Raw genomic sequence first — 17,644 nt, forward strand, 5'->3', positions numbered from 1 at the left:
ACCTGGTTCTAAATGTGGGCTTGAAACGCATCGGGCAGCCAGGTTAGCTGCTGCCCGGTAATGGCGACGATGTCGAAACGACAGTCTACCGTATCGAAGCTGGCGTTGCGCGCCGCCAGCCACAGGGCGGCGCTGCGCAACAGTTTCTGCTGTTTGCGCCAGGTCACGCTGACTGCCGCACCGCCAAAATGCGCGTCGCGACGATAGCGTACCTCGACAAACACCCACTGTCGCCCGTCACGCATAATTAAATCCAGCTCGCCAACGCGATAACGCACGTTGGCGGCGACAAACACCAGCCCCGCCTGCTCCAGATGACGACGCGCTATGCGTTCATAGCGCGCGCCCTGTTGCTGACGGTTTAGCCGGCCGGGACCACCTGTCCCTGACGATACTGGCTCCATGTCAACTTCCTGTTGATAACGCACTCATCCGTGGCGCTCAGCTGACCGGTATTACCGTCAATACGGAAACCGGGCATCTGACGCATTTCGCTAAAGTGGTTAGCCAGCGTCCAGGCGTCAATGCCCATCGCATACAGGCGAACCAGCGAGAAATCATTGTTAAAGCTGCGCGACGCCTGCTGCATCAGCCCTGGATTCGCGCCTGACAGCAGCGGGATATCGCTAAACTGCAGCCCTTCCATCTCCAGACGGAAATCAGGACCGGCGCCTGCCTGGAAGCTGCGCGAGCTGGCGTAGAGCGCCACATTGCTGCGGCTGCTGACGCGCATGGCGATCATCGGCTTAATCAGCTGCAGCTCGCTCTGAGTGGCGACGATATATACCGCATCCACTGCGCCGCCACTGGCGGCGGTCTCAGGCGGCGCGCTGCTCTGCGGCGCCGGGATCGTCAGGCCGGCAATGGTAATGCCCTGCGGCTCGCTGACCGCTGGCGTTACCGGCGTGCCGCTCAGGCTGATGCCCGCGCCGCTGTTGATGCCCTGCTTCAATTCTGCGGTAGAGCCGAACCCCTGCTGCAGCACCGTGCTGCCGCCCAGCGTTTGCCACTCTTGCGCGAAGGCTTTGCTGACGCGATCGCCCAGCGAGCTGCGTGGTACCAACAGCAACGGCATGCGTTTGCCCTGCTGCCAGATATGATGCGCAGCATCACGCGCTTCGTCTTCAGGAGAAAGCGCAAAGTAACAAAGATTCGGATGGTTCTGGATTTTTTCCGGCTCATTCAGCGCCAGCACATTCAGCGGCGTGGAAGCGTCCGCCAGCTGCTGCACTTTTTCTTTCAGCAACGGCCCTACCACCAGCGTGGCGCCATCCTGCTGCGCCTGCGCCAGCACCTGCTGAATCGGCTGCGAGCTGGTGTCATACACTTTTATTTCAGCATTGCCAGCCGGCGCCGTGGCGACGCTGGCCGCTGGCTGAGCGGCGGGCGGCGCGGCTTCGGCGCTGGCCGCGTTATCAGTGCTGGCCGCGCTATCGACCTGTGCGGCGGAAGGGCTGACGACCGCATCGGCATTAGCCGGCGCAGCGCTGTTGTCCGTCGGCGCGGCGCTGTTCTGCGCGCCGTCGCCAGGCAAGGCGATCGGATTTTGCGCGCTGCCGACGGCGGGCGCCGGCGCCGCATTCAGCAGGCCGTTTTTGGCATCATTAAAGCCTTTCTGGATCGCGCTGGCAAAGACCTGCGCCTGACCGCTCAACGGCAGCAGCAGCGCAATCTTGTTGGTGGAGGCGGGCTGTAGATTCTGCACCTGCCCAAGCGCCGTCGGCAGCGTTTTTGCCGCCGGGTTTTGCGGATAGCGCATCTGCCAGTCGCCGATCCCCGCTTTCAGCATATCGGGATCGGTACGGTTCGCCTTATAGACGTTGAGCAGATCGAGCCAGCCCTGCAGCGTATTTTCATCCGCATTAATCGCCAGGCTACTCATCTGCTCTGGCGGCAATTGTGTCAGCGTTTGCCAGGTGGCGTCGATATTATCCTGGTGCGCTTTATCGCTTAACAGCGGCTCCTGCGCGATCAGGATGCGCACCAGATCCAGCGACGGCCGCCCCTGATTGGCGGCAATTTTCAGGCCATAGTAGCGCTGCTGCTGATCTTTCGACATGGAGGATACATCCAGCTTCGCCAGAATTCCCTGCGCGCTGGGGATATCCTGGTTGCCAAGACGCAGCTGGGCGGTCAGCAGCTGTAGCTCCTGACGCTGCGTATCGTTCAGCTGCTGCGGCAGCTGGGTGATTTGCTGGTAAGCCTGGGGATACTTCCCTTCGTTAAGCAGTGCACGTATCGCAAGTAATTGCCAGTCAGCCTTGTTATCATCTGGGCTTTGCTGCACCTGCTGCAGGTAATAGCTGGATGTGCCCGTTGCCGGTCCCTGAATATTTACCGCGGGAGCCTGCGGCGTCTGGCCGGTACAGGCTGCCAAAATCAGCCCCGCCAGGAGAACAGGCACGAAGCGTCCTGCTTTTTTTCGAACGACTTTTGAAGGAAGCATACTGTATCCAGTAAGTTTTTTTCAGGATGCTCAATATTAAATCGGCAATTCGGATGAAACAATGAAACAACACGATCGGGCAGAGATTTCTGCCAGCACGCTCTATATTGTCCCCACCCCAATAGGTAACCTGGGCGACATTACCCAGCGGGCGCTGGCGGTGCTGACAAGCGTCGATCTGGTGGCTGCGGAAGATACACGTCATACCGGACTGTTGCTACAACATTTCGCCATCAATGCGCGGCTGTTCGCATTACACGATCATAATGAGCAGCAAAAAGCGGAGCTGCTGCTGACGAAACTGCAGGAAGGCCAGAGCATCGCGTTGGTCTCTGACGCCGGTACGCCCTTAATCAACGATCCTGGCTATCATCTGGTGCGCCGCTGTCGCGAAGCAGGCATCCGCGTCGTGCCGTTGCCCGGCGCCTGCGCCGCGATCGCCGCCCTGAGCGCCGCCGGTTTGCCCTCCGACCGCTTTTGCTACGAAGGGTTTTTACCGGCCAAAAGCAAAGCGCGCTGCGATACGCTGCGCGCGCTGGCGCAGGAGCCGCGCACGCTGATTTTTTATGAATCAACCCATCGTCTGCTGGATAGCCTGCGCGATATAGTCAGCGAACTGGGTGCGGATCGCTATGTGGTGCTGGCGCGTGAAATCACTAAAACCTGGGAATCGATTCACGGCGCGCCGGTCGCGCAGCTACTCGCCTGGATTGAAGAGGATGAGAACCGCCGTAAAGGCGAAATGGTGCTGATTGTCGAAGGCCACCATGCCGATGAAGAGGCGCTGCCGATCGAAGCGCTGCGCACCCTGGCGCTGCTGCAAAAAGAGCTGCCGTTAAAAAAAGCGGCGGCGCTGACGGCGGAAATCCACGGCGTGAAGAAAAACGCGCTGTATAAATACGCGCTCGAACAGCAAGAAGGATGACAAAACGCTCAGAATGCCCTATCATCCGCGCCGAAGCTGACCAGACAGTCGCCGCTTTGTCGCCGTCCCCTTTCGGGGGAGACGGGCAGAGGGGAGGAAAGTCCGGGCTCCATAGGGCAGGGTGCCAGGTAACGCCTGGGGGGCGCAAGCCTACGACCAGTGCAACAGAGAGCAAACCGCCGATGGCTCATGCGTGAGCACAGGTAAGGGTGAAAGGGTGCGGTAAGAGCGCACCGCGCGGCTGGCAACAGTTCGTGGCACGGTAAACTCCACCCGGAGCAAGGCCAAATAGGGGTTCACAAGGTACGGCCCGTACTGAACCCGGGTAGGCTGCTTGAGCCAGTGAGCGATTGCTGGCCTAGATGAATGACTGTCCAAGACAGAACCCGGCTTACCGGTCAGCTTCACTCTTTAAAAAACCCCGCTTCGGCGGGGTTTTTGCTTTTTACAACGGCGAACTCTGTTAAATACGCAGCGCTTACAGCCGACTCAGGCAATCCAGCGCCACGCTTTTAAAGCTGGCGAAGTCGCTGCTGTCGCGCAGGCGCGTCATTGCGCGTTCGCGCATAAAAGTGACAAACAGATCGTAGATCGCCATCGCCTCTTCATAGTCATCCTTGCTGATGGCTAACAGGAAAATGACATAGGCGGTCTCTTCGCCCCAGACAATGCCCTGCGGCGCCAGCACGGTATAGACCACGCTTTTCTTCGCCATCAGCCCCAGCGAGTGCGGCAACGCTATCCCCTCACCCAGCATGGTGCTGAGAATCGCTTCGCGTTCCTCAACCGACGGGTAAAATGTCTCGTCGACAAAGCCTTCCTGTTCCAGCTGCCGGCACAGCAGGCTAAACAGCTGCGCCTGTTCCATCGGCCGATCGATAATGCAAAAATGGCGCGCGTCGAAGAACCGTTCCAGCATGTAAGGCTTGGTGCGATCCACCAGCACCTGTTTGCCCAACTGCTCCAGCTGATAGTCGGTGGGAAAAGGCGACATCACCACGATCGGTTTGCCCTTCTCGCTTAACCGCACGGTGGAGATCACGAAGTCCTCTTCTATATTTTCCTGCATCTCATATTCGCGCAGCGAAATGATGCGCGTGACGACGATCTGCGGATACTTACGCAGCAGCATCGCCTGAATCATGCGCACGGTTGAGTTGTCGGTATCGCACACCAGCACCACCTGCGGATGACGCTGGTAGCCGACGTTATAGTGGCGTTCCAGCCCAACGCCGATATGCAGCACCAGAAAACCGATCTCGTTTTCGCTGATCACATAGGGCGTGTACTTACTCCAGCTGGAGACCGCCGCCAGCGTCACGTCATACGCCATCGGATAGTGCTGTTTGATATTGGTCAGCAGCGGATTCGGAATGGTTATCTGATAGCGCACGCGGGTGATCATGGTTTTGATATGAGTCAGCAGATCGGCGCGCAGCTGCTGGTCGTTTTGCAGGTTGTAGTTGTAGTGGGTGTTGATATAGCTAAGGATGTAATTCACCAGCGAATCGCCATCGTCGGCGCTGATGGCGCTGGGGGCGATCTCCTCAACCCGTCGGGCGGCGATATTCAGCCGCAGCCAGGCCTCTTCCGCCGGGGAGATAACTTTACCGGTAATCGGGCGCATCAGGTTGATGATATGGCGCGCCGCCGCCTGCACATCGCTGTCCACCTCATCGGCGCTGAAGTCAGAAAGCGGATAGCCTTCGCTAATGCGGCGCACCGCAACGGCGCAGTAAAGGCGCAGGTAAAGCTCGCCTTCGTCAGTCATACGAATATTAAAGCGCGCAAAGCATTGCAGCAGCAGCGGCTGAAGCGTCAGCAGCATGCCGCTGTTGAGCGCTTCCATCTGCAACAGCGGATTTTCACTGTTTTCCTGGGCGATCTGATAGAGCAGATCGGTCAGGCAGGTGCGGATCGCCATCTCGCTGCCGAACAGCTTCATGCCATAGCGTGGACGCGCCTCGATGGTCAACTGATAGCGGCTAAGCCACTCCCTGACCTCCGCCATATCGCTTTGCAGCGTGGCGCGGCTGACAAACCACTCTTCCGCCAGGTCCTCCAGCTTGATGGCCCAGGCGGAGGTAAGAAAGCGCGTCAGCAGATAATGAATACGTACCGTCGAGGTGCGGGGAATGCGCAGATGCGCCGGTGACTGCTGCGTCAGGCGCTGATAGCTTGCCGGGTCGTGAATACGCAGCTGATAGCCCTCGCCGCGGCACAGTACAAATAGCGCGCCGTGGTCGGCCAGCATCTCGTTAAGCATATTAATATCGGTGCGCACGGTGCGCGTAGAGACCGCAAAGCGGCGCGCCAGCTCATCCTGCGGCAGCGTCTCTTTTTGTAACGTATCAAATAATTGAGCCAGTCGCTGGTTTGGAAATCTCACGGCAGCTCTCCCCTGTTGGCAGCGCCTCGGCGCGGCAAATTAACTCATCATGGCACCATCACCATCTGGGACGGCGCGCCAATCGCGGTGTAATCATCGCTAAAACTCAACTTCCCGCTGACGCTGTCGATATGAAAACGCGTAATGTTATCGCTGCGCTGATTCAGTACGTAAAGCGTTTTGCCATCCTCAGACAAGCTCAGCGTGCGCGGATAGTCACCGCGCGTCCAGATATGCTCGATCGGCGTCAGCGTTCCGTCTGCGGCAATCTGAAAATGGCCGATACTGTTATGCAGGCGGTTAAGCACATACAGATGCTGGCCGCGCTTATCTATCGCCAGGCCGGAGGCAAAGCTGGTGCCTTTATAGCCCGGCGGCAGAGAAGAGACCGTCGCGCCCTCGGTCAGTGTGCCCTGTCGCGTATCAAACCGATAATAGGTCAGGGTTGAGGCCTCTTCATTGATCAAATAGATCCCGTTGCCATTTGGCGTAAAAACAAAGTGCCGCGGCCCGGCGCCCGCAGAGGAGGCGGCCAGCCACGGCGGCGTATTCGGCGTCAGCTTGCCCTGTTCGCTGAGCCGATACTGATAAATGCGATCTAATCCCAGATCGGTGCTGAACACATAACGCCCCTGCGGATCGCTGGCGATCATATGGGCATGCGGCCCGTCATGATCGCTGCTGGCAAAGCTGCCTTCCACGGCGGCCTGCGGCCGTGCGGCGCCTGGCGCGCCCTGATGCTGGCGCTGGTCGCTGGCCTGCTCCAGCCCGCCGTCCGCGCGTACCGGCAGCACGGCAACAGAGCCGCTAACATAGTTAGCCACCAGCAGATGTCGACCGTCGGGCGTCAGCGAGAGATAAACCGGACCGCTGCCAGCCGAGCTTACCTGATTAATTTCGCTCAGGCTGCCATCCTCCGCCAGGCGGTAAGCGACGATAATTCCAGGATCGCTTTCGCTGGCGACGTACAGGACTTTTTTCTGCGCGTTCGCCGTCAGCTGTGCGGCATTGCGCAACTGGCTGACCAGGGTTTTCTCACGCAGCGCGCCGTCCGGCGCGATGGTAAAGCGATATACCCCTTCGCCGTGCGGCTGATAAGTGCCGACAAACGCATAAGGCGTCGCCGTCGCCAGCGGCGCAACGCTGAGTAAAGCCATAGACAATGCTGCAATCACTCGTTTACGCATAAAGTTATCCTGGATTCGTCTGCTGTTACGCCGCCCGCGTTCCGGGTTAGCTCAGCAGCTTTTTCGTTATCGCCAGTAGCGTTTTGACATCATCAGGCCGCGTATCGCCAGTGGCTTTATCGATAATAGAGCTATAGATATGCGGAATGATTTTGCTGACGCCCGCTTCCAGCGCAATCTGTAAAATCGCCTCGTAGTTCTCCAGATCGATACCGCCGGTCGGCTCCAGCCAGAAATCGTGCTCGGCGCAGGCCTGCGCCACCGCGACATATTCATCTTTCGCCTTCAGGCCGCCCATCGGAAAATATTTAATTGAGCTGCCGCCCATATCCTTCAGCATGGCGATAGCGGTTGCAACCGGCACTATAGCCTCTGCCGCCTGGGCGCTCAGCGGTCCGGTGGAAATTTTCACTTTGCCCGGTGTTCCGGTAGGCGATACCAGACCGTTCACCACGGTTTGCTGCTGTCCCAGCAGGGCGCGGCTGGTGGCGACGCCGGTAAAAACCTGATTGACGTGCTGCGGCTGGACCTCACGGGAAATCTCGCTGACCATCGCCGACTGACGCGGATCGCCCGCGCCCAGCCCCACGGAAAGGGCATTATCAATCAGCACGGCATACTGACGCATATCTTCGACGGCACGCTCCACGCTGGCGTAGTTTTTCGATAATACGCCAACCAGCACGTGTCCTTCCGCCGCCTGCCAGATGGCCTGCGCGTTATCTTTCGATCCTGCCAGCACGTTCAGGCAAACCCGTTGATGATAAAAGTTAGGTGTCAGCGTCATGCTTGTTTCTCTCCTGTGAGTAAAGCCTTAATGCTCAGAAAAATGGTGTTCAGCTGCTCTGGCGTGACGCTGCGCACGTCCGCCTCGACAATGCCTTCATTAGCTTTGTAGCCGCGGAAATAGATGGCAATCGCGCCGTTTTTCAATGCCTTCACCAGCTCGCCGGTGGTCTGTCCGATAGCCGCCTCGTCAAACTGGAGCTCCGCACGAGCGATATCACGCCCGGCTGCATCCCATACCACGCGCGCGCTAACGCCATCCAGTTCGTTCAGGTTATTGATAAAGGGCGTCATTTTTTCCACCATCTGCGCGCCGCTCTCTTTTTCACGCGTCAGATAGTTTTCAATCGCCTGCGTCAGGCCAAGAATGCCCTCTTTTCCCACCTTCATCGCCCGGCCGATGCCCGACGACTGCCGCTTAACCCATTCAACGTATTGATGTTTTCCGACGACCAGGCCGCTGATCGGCCCTTCTATCGCTTTAGCGCCGCTGTAGATCACCAGATCGGCGCCGCACTGATAGTAGCGCTGCAAATCCTCTTCCGCGGCGGCATCCACAATCAGCGGGAGATGATGTTTACGCGCCACCGTGGCCGCCTGCTCAACGCTCAGATGGCTTTTCTGCACGCAGTGGTGCGATTTGATATAGAGAATGGCCGCCGTTTGCGGTGTGATCGCGGCCGCTAGCTGCTCAGCGGAGCATTCATTGGCGTATCCCGCCTCCACCAGCCGACCGCCGCCCAGCGTTACCATGGTGCCTACCGGCGCGCCAAAGTTAACGTTATGCCCTTTCGGCAGCACGATTTCGTGCGGCACCGTCAGCGGCGCGGCGTGTAAATTATCCAGCAGCCAGGCGTTATCTTTAACAATGACCGCCGCCACCGACTGGGCGATGCCAGCGGAGGCGCAGGAGACCACCAGCGCATTTTCCGCGCCGAGCAGCTTAGCGATATAAGCGCCGGTTTTATCCACCAGATCTTTCATTTCAAAATAGTGGTTCAGGCCATATTTCACCGTATCCACTACGTCTGCCGCCGGCGTGGAAACGCCCAGGATGGTCATGCGCCCGGAAGCGTTAATCACCTGCTTCAGGCTATATTTTTCATAAATCGAAGACATTTTTTGCTTTCCCTTCATCGGTAACCGTCCACTGTCCGGCAACGACCGCCGCCAGCGGGGTAAAATGTGTCTGGCCCTCCAGGGTTTCACCTTCTGAATCCAGCAGCGGGCGCGCCTCATTGCTTAACGTAAACAGGGTAAGATCGGCGTCGAATCCCGGCTCCAGCCGCCCTTTGTGCGTCAGGCGCAGGCCCTCCGCCGCTTTCCAGGTAACGCAGTCGATAATCTGCGACAGCGTCATGCCGATGCTGAAGAATTTCGACATCACGTGCGCCAGGCTCTTCACCGGACCATCGATGCGGTTACGGCAATAGATATCGGAGCTGATGGTATCGGGCAGAATGCCCTGCGCGATGGCGCGACGCGCGACCTCAAAGCTGAAGCTGGCGCTGCCGTGGCCGACATCCAGCCGCACGCCGCGCTGCAGCGCTTTTTTTACCGCCTGGCGCAGTTCGCCTTCCGGCGTCAAAATACGGTTCGGCTTGCCGTTATAGCAGTGGGTAATGATGTCGCCTGCGCTCAGCTGTTCGGCAATCTCATCCAGATTCGGCGGATTATTGCCGATGTGCACCATCAGCGGCAGGCCGCCATTCTCCTGCTGGATCTCTTTCGCCAACTGTAGCGGCCGGATGCCGTTTTCCCCCACCACGCTGCTGCTGATGCGCGCCTTAATGCCAATGATGAAACCAGGCAGGCGCTGTAGCGCAGCGCGCACGGCGGATTTATCGATCTGCTTCAGATCGGCCAGCTCATTCTGCGTGACGATACCGGTGCGGGCGATGTTCAGCAGCGCATAGACCTGCGTTTGCGCTTTACGCGTCAGCTGCCAGAGATCGTCGACGTCAGCCGCGCCGGTACTGCCGGCATCCACTACGGTGGTGACGCCAGTAGCGACGCCGATGTTGTCCGCCTCGTCGTGATAAATCGGTGATTTGGGATAGCAGTGGACGTGTGAATCAATCCAGCCTGCGCTGAGGTAAACGGTGCCGTCCAACAGCCGTTCATCTTTTGCTTGTCCTGATACCTGCCCAACGGCGGCGATTTTCCCATCCTGGATGGCGATATCGACCAGCTGTTCATCAACCAGCCGGGCGCGGCGAATAATCAGATCGAACATGACAACTCCTTCTGGCGGACCTGCCTGCCCGGCAAGCCCGCTGTGGTTTACAGCGCGACCGGGAAGATAGCGCCCAGCACCATCGCGCCAAGTATCGCGCCGCCGGTGATCGGTTTATTCCACAGGTAGAACAGCAGCGCGCCGATCAGCGAGCCAAGGCCAATAGGAATAGAAGCGCCCATCGCAGAGAGAATAATCAACGGCCCGAGGAAGCGTCCGGAGGTGTTGCCTGCCCCCATCATTACATCGGCGCCGTAGGTCGAGTCGCTCTGGTTAATGGTGAATTTACGCGCCAGGATAATGATGTAGCCAATCGCCACGCCGATAATCAGGCCGGTCGCCAGCGACGCGGCAAAGTTAGCCACGGGAAAGATAATGCCCGCGCCAAGCAGCAGCGCCGGCACGCCCAGACCGACGCCGGTTTGAATGGCGCCGCCAATATCCAGAATGCCGACCAGCGAGCCTTCGATAATGCGGGCGAACAGGAAGCTGGCGCCAAAGGCGGCTACCGCGCCGTACGCGCCGGTTTCCATTCCGGCACGCAGCATGGAAACAAAGGCCACTTCGTTAAAGGCGCCGATGCCGTACAGGTAATACATATGCGTACCGGCGAACACGCCGGCGGAAAGCAGGCCAACAAAGATCGGGAAGGACCAGTCGGCGTACCAAAATCCACTTTTAGTCTCGTTCATCGTATGCTCCCGGTTATTTTCCGCTCAGGCTGTTATGGATCATGTCAAGCCAGCCCGGCACGCCCATCTGGAACGATTCCAGCAGTTTCATATCGAAGCCGCGGAAGAAACCGCTCAGCACAAACAGCAGCACGATCGAGACCATCATCACTTTGGTGACTTTGTTCCAGCCGCTCTCTTCCACGCCTTTACCAATCAGGATGCCCAACACCAGGCCCGGTACGGCGTTGCCCATAATCAGCTGCGCCAGCCCGCCGAAAATGGTGGCCCAAAAGCCCGATTTTTTACCGGCGTCAATCGCCGCCAGCCAGAAAATCACCGGCATCACGGTATTAACCAGCAGGTTGGCGGCCGGAACCAGGACCTTAACCGCCGTGACCTGTAGCGCTTCCGGCACCGCCGAGGCAGTTGAATTAAGGAAGGCCACGACAAACATGCCGATGATGCCGCAGGCAATCGCCATTTTTTTCGGATCGTGCAGCGTTTCGGCGACGTTGCGGTTTTTGATCATCAGCGCTGCCGCGCCCCAGTTAGGGATAATGCGGTGGTCAACGTCCTGGGTAAAAGAACCGGCCGCCACTGAGGACGCCCACGCGTTAAAAAAGAAGCCAAGGCCAAAAGAGAAGTGAGAAGCGGGATCGCCTTCACAGGAGTTAAGTTCGCCCAGTGTTCGAAATGCGCCCATGCCTTGAGAGGTTGGCGCATGAAACATACGCGCAGCGCCTGCGCCGACGCCTACGCCGACCAGCCCCCCAATCACCAGCGACTTAAGCAAAATAATTAAAAACATCAGTCTTTCCTTATGTCTTATCGCCTAACGTTTTTATTGCGCGATCGTAAATTCCACCTGGTCGGTATCAATCACGGTCACGTTGACGGTAATTTCCAGCTCTACGCGGTAACTCCGTCGCTCACGCGGCAGAAAGAAAAACAGAAACTTCTCTTTTCTGACGCTCTGCTGCGCACGAATAACTTTTACGTCCTGTGGCTCGATGCGCAGCAAAACTTTTTGTGTGGATTGCAGCACCTTGTGCTGCACATGGCTGAGCGCATCAGCAAATGCCCTGCTTTGCGTATCGCCTTTGCCGCTGACCAGAACCGCAGTGGTAAATTGCTGTTTCATGCTTAGCTGCCGTACTTTTTATTCCAGGCCAGCACCAGCTTCTCGCCCAATTCCTCTTTATCCATAAAGCCGAATCCCAGTACGTTGGCGCCTTCATTAATGGCCGTTACGCCTTCATCGATCGAGCGCATGCCGTGCTTAGCTTTATAACCATATTTATTCGATGCGGTGATTGCGCCCGCGCCACCGCTGCCGCAGAAAGAGATGCCGAAGTCGGCGTTTTCCGCTTTCATCACATCGCCCAGTTTCATATCCGCCGCGACGCCAGGCACCACGACCGCACGACCGCCCGCTTTTTCGATCCCGGCCGCAACTTTTTGTCCTTTACCTAAACGATCGCCAATCACTACGGTTACCATATTGCGTTCCTTCTGTTGGGGTTGCTTACTGCTGGCGGGCCTCGGCCTGCCGCTGATTAATTTGATTTCGCCACTTCAAAATGAACGGAAAGCAGCCAGGCCTCTTCACGCGGCAGGTTGCCGAACAGATCGACCACCTGTTGCGCCAGCCGCATTGATTCAGGAGAGATATCCTCAAACAGTTCGGCTTCAACTTCCGGCAGCGGCTCGCCGGTTAATGAGCGCAGCGCCATCGCGCGTACGTGGGAGGCCAGCATTTGTTGCTGTACCGCATTGGGATAAATCGCTTCCGTGGTAAAGAGTTGCTCTATTTGTTTCTTTACCCGCTCAGCCAGCGCATCAATCTCAGTGTCGCTGACCGGCTTTTGTACCGCACTGTTATTCACCTTTCCCACTCCTGATTGCCTGAATATCCGTTTGTTTCGCGTTGAAAACAAAGTAGCGCTATCTCCGGCGGGTTTGTAGCCTAAATTTTTCCGCCACAAAGTGGAAATAACAGCGCGCTCGATGCGCAACGTCGCAAAATAGTTATTCTGGGCGAAATAATGGCGAAAGGAAGCCATCTCATGCGAGGAATAGCGCCCATTTACGTAAAAAGCAGAAATAAACTGTGGAAGCGGCACAGGAAAAAAACGGCGACGCTCTTAATAATAAGAAAAGATTATGAATAACAGCAGCGGATAAGATTAAATAAGAATTAATTATTTATTAGCATAAATAATAATGAGAATACTTATGATAAAAAATAAAAAAACCGGGCGCGCTATTGCACCCGGCATCTCTGTGTAACTATTATTGCCCGGCGATGCTCATTTCCGGCAGCAGCACAGAACCGCACTGAATATTGCTGCGCGTCTCAATATCGTTGCCGACGGTCACCATATTACGCCACATATCCTTCAGGTTACCGGCAATGGTAATTTCACTAACCGGATACTGAATTTCACCATTTTCGACCCAAAATCCCGCCGCGCCGCGTGAATAGTCGCCGGTGATGCCGCTTACGCCCTGGCCCATCAGTTCAGTTACCACCAGACCTTTGCCCATTTGTTTGAGCAGGTCATCAAAGCTGCTGCCCTGACCGGCGATACGCCAGTTATGGATGCCACCGGCATGGCCGGTGCTTTGCAGCCCCAGCTTACGCGCGGCGTAGCTGGTCAGCAGCCAGGTTTGCAGCACGCCATCCTTCACAATTTCACGATCCTGAGTACGCACGCCTTCGCTATCGAACGGCGTGGAGGCCAGCCCTTTTAGCAGATGCGGTTTTTCTTCAATGGTCAGCCATTCCGGCAGAATCTGGGTGCCCAGCGCATCCAGCAGGAAGGTGGATTTGCGATAGACGCTGCTGCCGCTGATAGCGCCGACCAGATGGCCAAACAGGCCGGTAGCCACTTCCGGCGCGAAAATTACCGGCGCCTTCATGGTGGGCAGCTTGCGCGGCGCCAGGCGCGACAGGGTACGCCGCGCGCACTCCTGACCCACCCATTCCGGCGACTGAAGATCGCCTAAGGCGCGACCAATGGTATAGGCATAATCACGTTCCATATCGCCTTCCGCTTCCGCGATCACACAGCTGGAAAGCGAATGACGGCTGGAGCAGTAGCTTTGCAGCATGCCGTGGCTGTTGCCGAACACCTTGATCCCGACGTGGCTGTTAAAGCTGCCGCCTTCGGTATTGGTAATGCGCTTATCCGCCTGCAGCGAAGCCTGTTCCGCACGCGCCGCCATTTCGATCGCTTTGTCAGGATCGATCTCCCACGGATGGAAAAGATCGAGATCCGGCGCGTCAAAGGCCAGCAGCTCGCGATCGGCCATCCCGGCATAGGGATCGGGCGAGGTGTAACGGGCAATATCTACCGCCGCCTGCACGGTGCGCTTGATCGCCTCACTGCTGAGATCGGTAGAAGAGGCGCTGCCCTTACGATTTTGGTAGTAGACCGTAATGCCCAGCGCGCCATCGCTGTTGAACTCAACGTTTTCTACCTCACCATAACGGGTACTGACGCCAATACCCGTGGTTTTACTGACCGCTACCTCAGCGCCGTCGGTACCTGCTTTCGCCAGCTCCAGCGCCTGGGCTACTGCCTGCTCCAGCACTTTACGTTGTTCTGCAACCTGAGTGAGTATTTTCATTGATCTACCATAATATGATGAGTACGGTCTGCCCTTGCTGGCAGCCAGCCATTGCAAGGCAACGCGCGAGTTGTATCCTTATCTGGAGTCTAACAGAGTCAGAGAACAATTTCGCAGTAGCCGCGTAACCTGTTAGCATTAGCCTCTTTTTCAGGAGCCTGATAATGACGAAACACCCCGAAGAGTGGCTCGATGACGTACCGGATAATCAAGAAGAAGAAGATGAAGAGATTATCTGGGTCAGTAAGAGTGAGATTAAACGTGATGCCGAAGAGCTGAAGCGACTCGGCGCGGAGATGGTCGATCTGGGGAAAAACTCTCTCGATCGCCTGCCGCTGGACGAAGAACTGCGCGATGCGATTGAGCTGGCGCAGCGCATTAAGAAAGAGGGCCGCCGCCGTCAGCTACAGCTGATCGGCAAACTGCTGCGCGCGCGCGATCCCGATCCGATCTACCAGGCGCTGGATAAGCTGAAAAACCGGCATAACCAGCAGGTCGCGCTGTTCCATAAGCTGGAAGCAATGCGCGACCGTCTGGTGGAACAGGGCGACGACGCCATGCCTGAGGTGCTGAACCTCTATCCACACGCCGATCGTCAACAGCTGCGCAGCATGATCCGTAACGCGCAAAAAGAAAAGGCCGCCAATAAGCCGCCAAAGTCGTATCGTCAGATCTTCCAGTATCTGCGCGAACTGGCTGAAACCGCTTAAGCTATCGTCCCTGCAGTAACAGCGTTACGCTCTTTTCTTAAGCGTAACGCTGGCTTGCTGCCGCTCTCCCCCGCCACGCTTTCGCGCCCTAACGTCCGGCTAACGGTTATTTGGCTAAGCGTTCCAGCAGTTTCTGATGAATACCGCCAAAGCCGCCGTTGCTCATAACCAAAATGGTATCGCCCGGATGCGCATGTTTAGCGATCGTCTCTACCAGCGCATCGATATCTGCGCTCCAGAAGGCGGGCTGAATACAGGCATCGGCTACTTCCGCCACCTGCCAGGGAATATGGTGCGGTTGGAACAGAAACACCTCATCGGCACGCCCCAGCGCCGGCGCGATATCGTCTTTACTGACGCCCAGCTTCATGGTGTTAGAGCGCGGCTCCAGCACGGCAAGGATACGGGCGGTGCCGCCTACTTTGCTGCGCAGCGCGGCCAGCGTCGCCAGAATCGCGGTAGGATGGTGGGCGAAGTCGTCATACACTTTAATGCCGTTGGCCTCGCCGCGCAGCTCCAGACGACGACGCGCGTTGATAAATTCATCCAGCGCGCGGCCGGCATCTTCCGGCTTCACGCCGACATGACGCGCGGCGGCAATGGCCATCAGACCGTTATGCATGTTGTGCTCGCCCACCAGCGACCAGTTTACTTCCGCTACGCGTTCGCCATCCAGCCAGGCTTCCCAGCGTGAGGCGTCCGGCGTCAGTTTCTTCGCCTGCCAGCGGCCGTTCTCGCCCACCGTTTCCTGCTCGCTCCAGCAGCCCATCGCCATCACCTGCTTCAGGTTGGTATCGTGTTCCGGCAGCAGGATTTTGCCCTGACCCGGCACGATACGCACCAGATGGTGGAACTGCTTCTGGATAGCACGCAGATCGTCAAAAATATCGGCGTGGTCAAATTCGAGGTTATTCAGAATTAACGTGCGTGGGCAATAGTGAACAAACTTGGATCGCTTATCGAAAAAGGCGCAGTCATACTCGTCCGCCTCAATCACGAAGAATGGGCTTTTTCCTAAAGTTGCGGATACCGAGAAATTTCCCGGCACGCCGCCGATCACAAAGCCGGGTTCCAGCCCGCAGGCCTGTAAAATCCACGCTGTCATGCCTGCGGTGGTGGTTTTTCCATGGGTTCCCGCCACGGCGATCACCCAGCGGTCGCGCAAGACGAAATCATGCAGCCACTGCGGCCCAGACATATAGGGAATATTGCGTTCCAGTACCGCTTCAACGCAGGCGTTGCCGCGCGTCATCGCGTTGCCGATAATGACTAAATCGGGCGCGGGATCAAGCTGACTGGCATCGTAACCCTGAATTAAATCAATGCCTTGGTTCTCCAGCAGCACGCTCATTGGCGGATAAACGTTGGCGTCAGAGCCAGTGACTTCATGGCCCATCGCACGCGCCAGCATCGCCAGCCCGCCCATAAAAGTGCCACAGATACCCAGGATATGAATACGCATAAAAGGTCCGTTTTCGAAAAAGTTCGGGGCACAGTGTAGCGCTGAGCGGCGCGGGAAGAAACGGATTTGACCTATGGTCTTTGTGGTTCATTCCGTTAAACTGCGATGGCATACGTTGCAGCTTTGTACCCTATGCTGCTACTCCATCGAAGATTCAGGGATTGTGTTATGAAAACATTAGGCGAATTTATCGTCGAGAAGCAACACGACTTTCCGCATGCCACAGGTGAACTGACGGCGCTGATCTCCGCTATTAAGCTCGGCGCTAAAATTATCCATCGCGATATTAATAAAGCCGGGCTGGTTGATATTCTGGGCGCCAGCGGCGTTGAAAACGTTCAGGGCGAGCAGCAGATGAAACTTGATCTGTTCGCTAACGAAAAACTGAAGGCGGCGTTAAAAGCGCGCGGCATCGTGGCCGGTATCGCATCTGAAGAAGAGGACGAAATCGTTATCTTCGAAGGCGTGGAAAACGGTAAGTATGTCGTGTTAATGGACCCGCTGGATGGCTCGTCGAATATCGATGTCAACGTTTCCGTTGGTACGATTTTCTCTATCTATCGTCGCGTAACGCCGCCCGGTACGCCAGTCACCGAAGCGGACTTTATGCAGCCGGGCAATAAGCAGGTCGCCGCCGGTTATGTGGTTTACGGCTCTTCAACCATGCTGGTTTACACTACCGGTTGCGGCGTACACGCCTTTACTTACGATCCGTCGCTGGGCGTGTTTTGTCTGAGTCAGGAACGTATGACGTTCCCGGAGAAGGGCTACACCTACTCCATTAACGAAGGCAACTATATTCGTTTCCCACAGGGCGTGAAGAAATACCTGAAGTTCTGCCAGGAAGAGGATAAAGCGACTCATCGTCCTTATACCTCGCGTTATATCGGCTCTCTGGTGGCGGATTTCCACCGTAACCTGCTGAAGGGCGGCATCTACCTCTATCCCAGCACTGCCAGCCACCCAAGCGGCAAGCTGCGCCTGCTGTATGAGTGTAACCCGATGGCCTTCCTGGCCGAGCAGGCGGGCGGCAAAGCCAGCGATGGTAAAAATCGTATCCTTGATTTGCAGCCGGAAGCGTTGCATCAGCGTTGCCCCTTCTTTGTCGGCAACGATGCAATGGTAGAGGATGTAGAGCGCTTTATGCGCGAATATCCCGACGAGCATCAGGCTTAAGCGATAAAAAGGCCGCCAGC

Annotated in this window: 17 protein-coding genes and 1 other RNA gene; 4 read left to right on the forward strand and 14 right to left on the reverse strand. The window is 57.0% G+C overall.

Features of this window, described 5'->3' with window-relative positions:
* Window positions 1–8: 8 nt before the first annotated feature.
* Both K6958_RS17740 and K6958_RS17745 read right to left on the reverse strand, forming a co-directional pair.
* On the reverse strand, window positions 9–404 hold the full coding sequence (locus K6958_RS17740; protein ID WP_249892344.1) for a YraN family protein: 396 nt from the start codon (window positions 402–404) through the stop codon (window positions 9–11).
* Entirely contained in the window at window positions 362–2,446 is a 2,085-nt protein-coding gene (locus K6958_RS17745; RefSeq protein WP_249892345.1) for a penicillin-binding protein activator, read from the reverse strand. Before K6958_RS17745 ends, K6958_RS17740 begins: the two co-directional genes overlap by 43 nt.
* Before the next feature lie 61 nt (window positions 2,447–2,507).
* Between K6958_RS17745 and rsmI the strand changes: the two genes are divergently transcribed.
* Both rsmI and rnpB read left to right on the forward strand, forming a co-directional pair.
* Window positions 2,508–3,371, forward strand: a complete 864-nt coding sequence (gene rsmI, locus K6958_RS17750) for a 16S rRNA (cytidine(1402)-2'-O)-methyltransferase (protein ID WP_249892346.1) — start codon at window positions 2,508–2,510, stop codon at window positions 3,369–3,371.
* A 32-nt stretch (window positions 3,372–3,403) separates the two neighbouring features.
* Window positions 3,404–3,781: RNase P RNA component class A (gene rnpB, locus K6958_RS17755), an RNA gene on the forward strand.
* A gap of 68 nt (window positions 3,782–3,849) precedes the next feature.
* On the opposite strand, the gene K6958_RS17760 is transcribed toward rnpB, so the two are convergent.
* The 11 genes from K6958_RS17760 to pmbA form a co-directional block, all read right to left on the reverse strand.
* On the reverse strand, window positions 3,850–5,760 hold the full coding sequence (locus K6958_RS17760) for a BglG family transcription antiterminator (RefSeq protein ID WP_249892347.1): 1,911 nt from the start codon (window positions 5,758–5,760) through the stop codon (window positions 3,850–3,852).
* Between the two features lie 47 nt (window positions 5,761–5,807).
* Entirely contained in the window at window positions 5,808–6,947 is a 1,140-nt protein-coding gene (locus tag K6958_RS17765) for a lactonase family protein (RefSeq protein ID WP_249892348.1), read from the reverse strand.
* 46 nt (window positions 6,948–6,993) lie between these two features.
* Window positions 6,994–7,734: a 2-dehydro-3-deoxy-phosphogluconate aldolase gene (gene dagF / locus K6958_RS17770; RefSeq protein ID WP_249892349.1), complete on the reverse strand. Its 741-nt coding sequence runs from the start codon at window positions 7,732–7,734 to the stop codon at window positions 6,994–6,996.
* Complete coding sequence (locus K6958_RS17775; RefSeq protein ID WP_249892350.1) at window positions 7,731–8,852, reverse strand: DgaE family pyridoxal phosphate-dependent ammonia lyase; 1,122 nt, start codon at window positions 8,850–8,852, stop codon at window positions 7,731–7,733. The genes dagF and K6958_RS17775 overlap by 4 nt, the downstream gene beginning before the upstream one ends.
* Entirely contained in the window at window positions 8,836–9,969 is a 1,134-nt protein-coding gene (locus tag K6958_RS17780) for an amidohydrolase/deacetylase family metallohydrolase (protein WP_249892351.1), read from the reverse strand. The genes K6958_RS17775 and K6958_RS17780 overlap by 17 nt, the downstream gene beginning before the upstream one ends.
* Before the next feature lie 47 nt (window positions 9,970–10,016).
* Window positions 10,017–10,661 carry a DUF4310 family protein gene (locus K6958_RS17785; protein ID WP_249892352.1) on the reverse strand — a complete coding sequence of 215 codons (645 nt, stop codon included), beginning with the start codon at window positions 10,659–10,661 and terminating at the stop codon, window positions 10,017–10,019.
* Window positions 10,662–10,674: 13 nt separating this feature from the next.
* Window positions 10,675–11,451, reverse strand: a complete 777-nt coding sequence (locus K6958_RS17790) for a DUF4311 domain-containing protein (RefSeq protein WP_249892353.1) — start codon at window positions 11,449–11,451, stop codon at window positions 10,675–10,677.
* A 33-nt stretch (window positions 11,452–11,484) separates the two neighbouring features.
* On the reverse strand, window positions 11,485–11,784 hold the full coding sequence (locus K6958_RS17795) for a DUF4312 family protein (RefSeq protein ID WP_249892354.1): 300 nt from the start codon (window positions 11,782–11,784) through the stop codon (window positions 11,485–11,487).
* A gap of 2 nt (window positions 11,785–11,786) precedes the next feature.
* Entirely contained in the window at window positions 11,787–12,143 is a 357-nt protein-coding gene (locus K6958_RS17800) for a glycine-rich SFCGS family protein (RefSeq protein ID WP_249892355.1), read from the reverse strand.
* Between the two features lie 56 nt (window positions 12,144–12,199).
* Entirely contained in the window at window positions 12,200–12,529 is a 330-nt protein-coding gene (locus tag K6958_RS17805) for a glycine dehydrogenase (protein ID WP_249892356.1), read from the reverse strand.
* 406 nt (window positions 12,530–12,935) lie between these two features.
* Window positions 12,936–14,276 (reverse strand): metalloprotease PmbA, encoded by a 1,341-nt coding sequence (gene pmbA, locus K6958_RS17810; protein ID WP_249892357.1) that lies wholly within the window; start codon window positions 14,274–14,276, stop codon window positions 12,936–12,938.
* A gap of 164 nt (window positions 14,277–14,440) precedes the next feature.
* On the opposite strand from pmbA, the gene yjgA reads away from it, so the two are divergent.
* On the forward strand, window positions 14,441–14,986 hold the full coding sequence (yjgA, locus tag K6958_RS17815; RefSeq protein WP_249892358.1) for a ribosome biogenesis factor YjgA: 546 nt from the start codon (window positions 14,441–14,443) through the stop codon (window positions 14,984–14,986).
* Window positions 14,987–15,092: 106 nt separating this feature from the next.
* Here the strand turns inward: yjgA and mpl are convergent, their stop codons facing one another.
* Window positions 15,093–16,448, reverse strand: a complete 1,356-nt coding sequence (gene mpl, locus K6958_RS17820; RefSeq protein ID WP_249892359.1) for a UDP-N-acetylmuramate:L-alanyl-gamma-D-glutamyl-meso-diaminopimelate ligase — start codon at window positions 16,446–16,448, stop codon at window positions 15,093–15,095.
* A 168-nt stretch (window positions 16,449–16,616) separates the two neighbouring features.
* On the opposite strand from mpl, the gene fbp reads away from it, so the two are divergent.
* Entirely contained in the window at window positions 16,617–17,624 is a 1,008-nt protein-coding gene (gene fbp / locus K6958_RS17825) for a class 1 fructose-bisphosphatase (protein ID WP_249892360.1), read from the forward strand.
* Window positions 17,625–17,644 lie beyond the last annotated feature (20 nt).

Origin of the sequence: Mixta hanseatica, assembly GCF_023517775.1 — a bacterium.
Lineage (GTDB): Bacteria > Pseudomonadota > Gammaproteobacteria > Enterobacterales > Enterobacteriaceae > Mixta > Mixta hanseatica.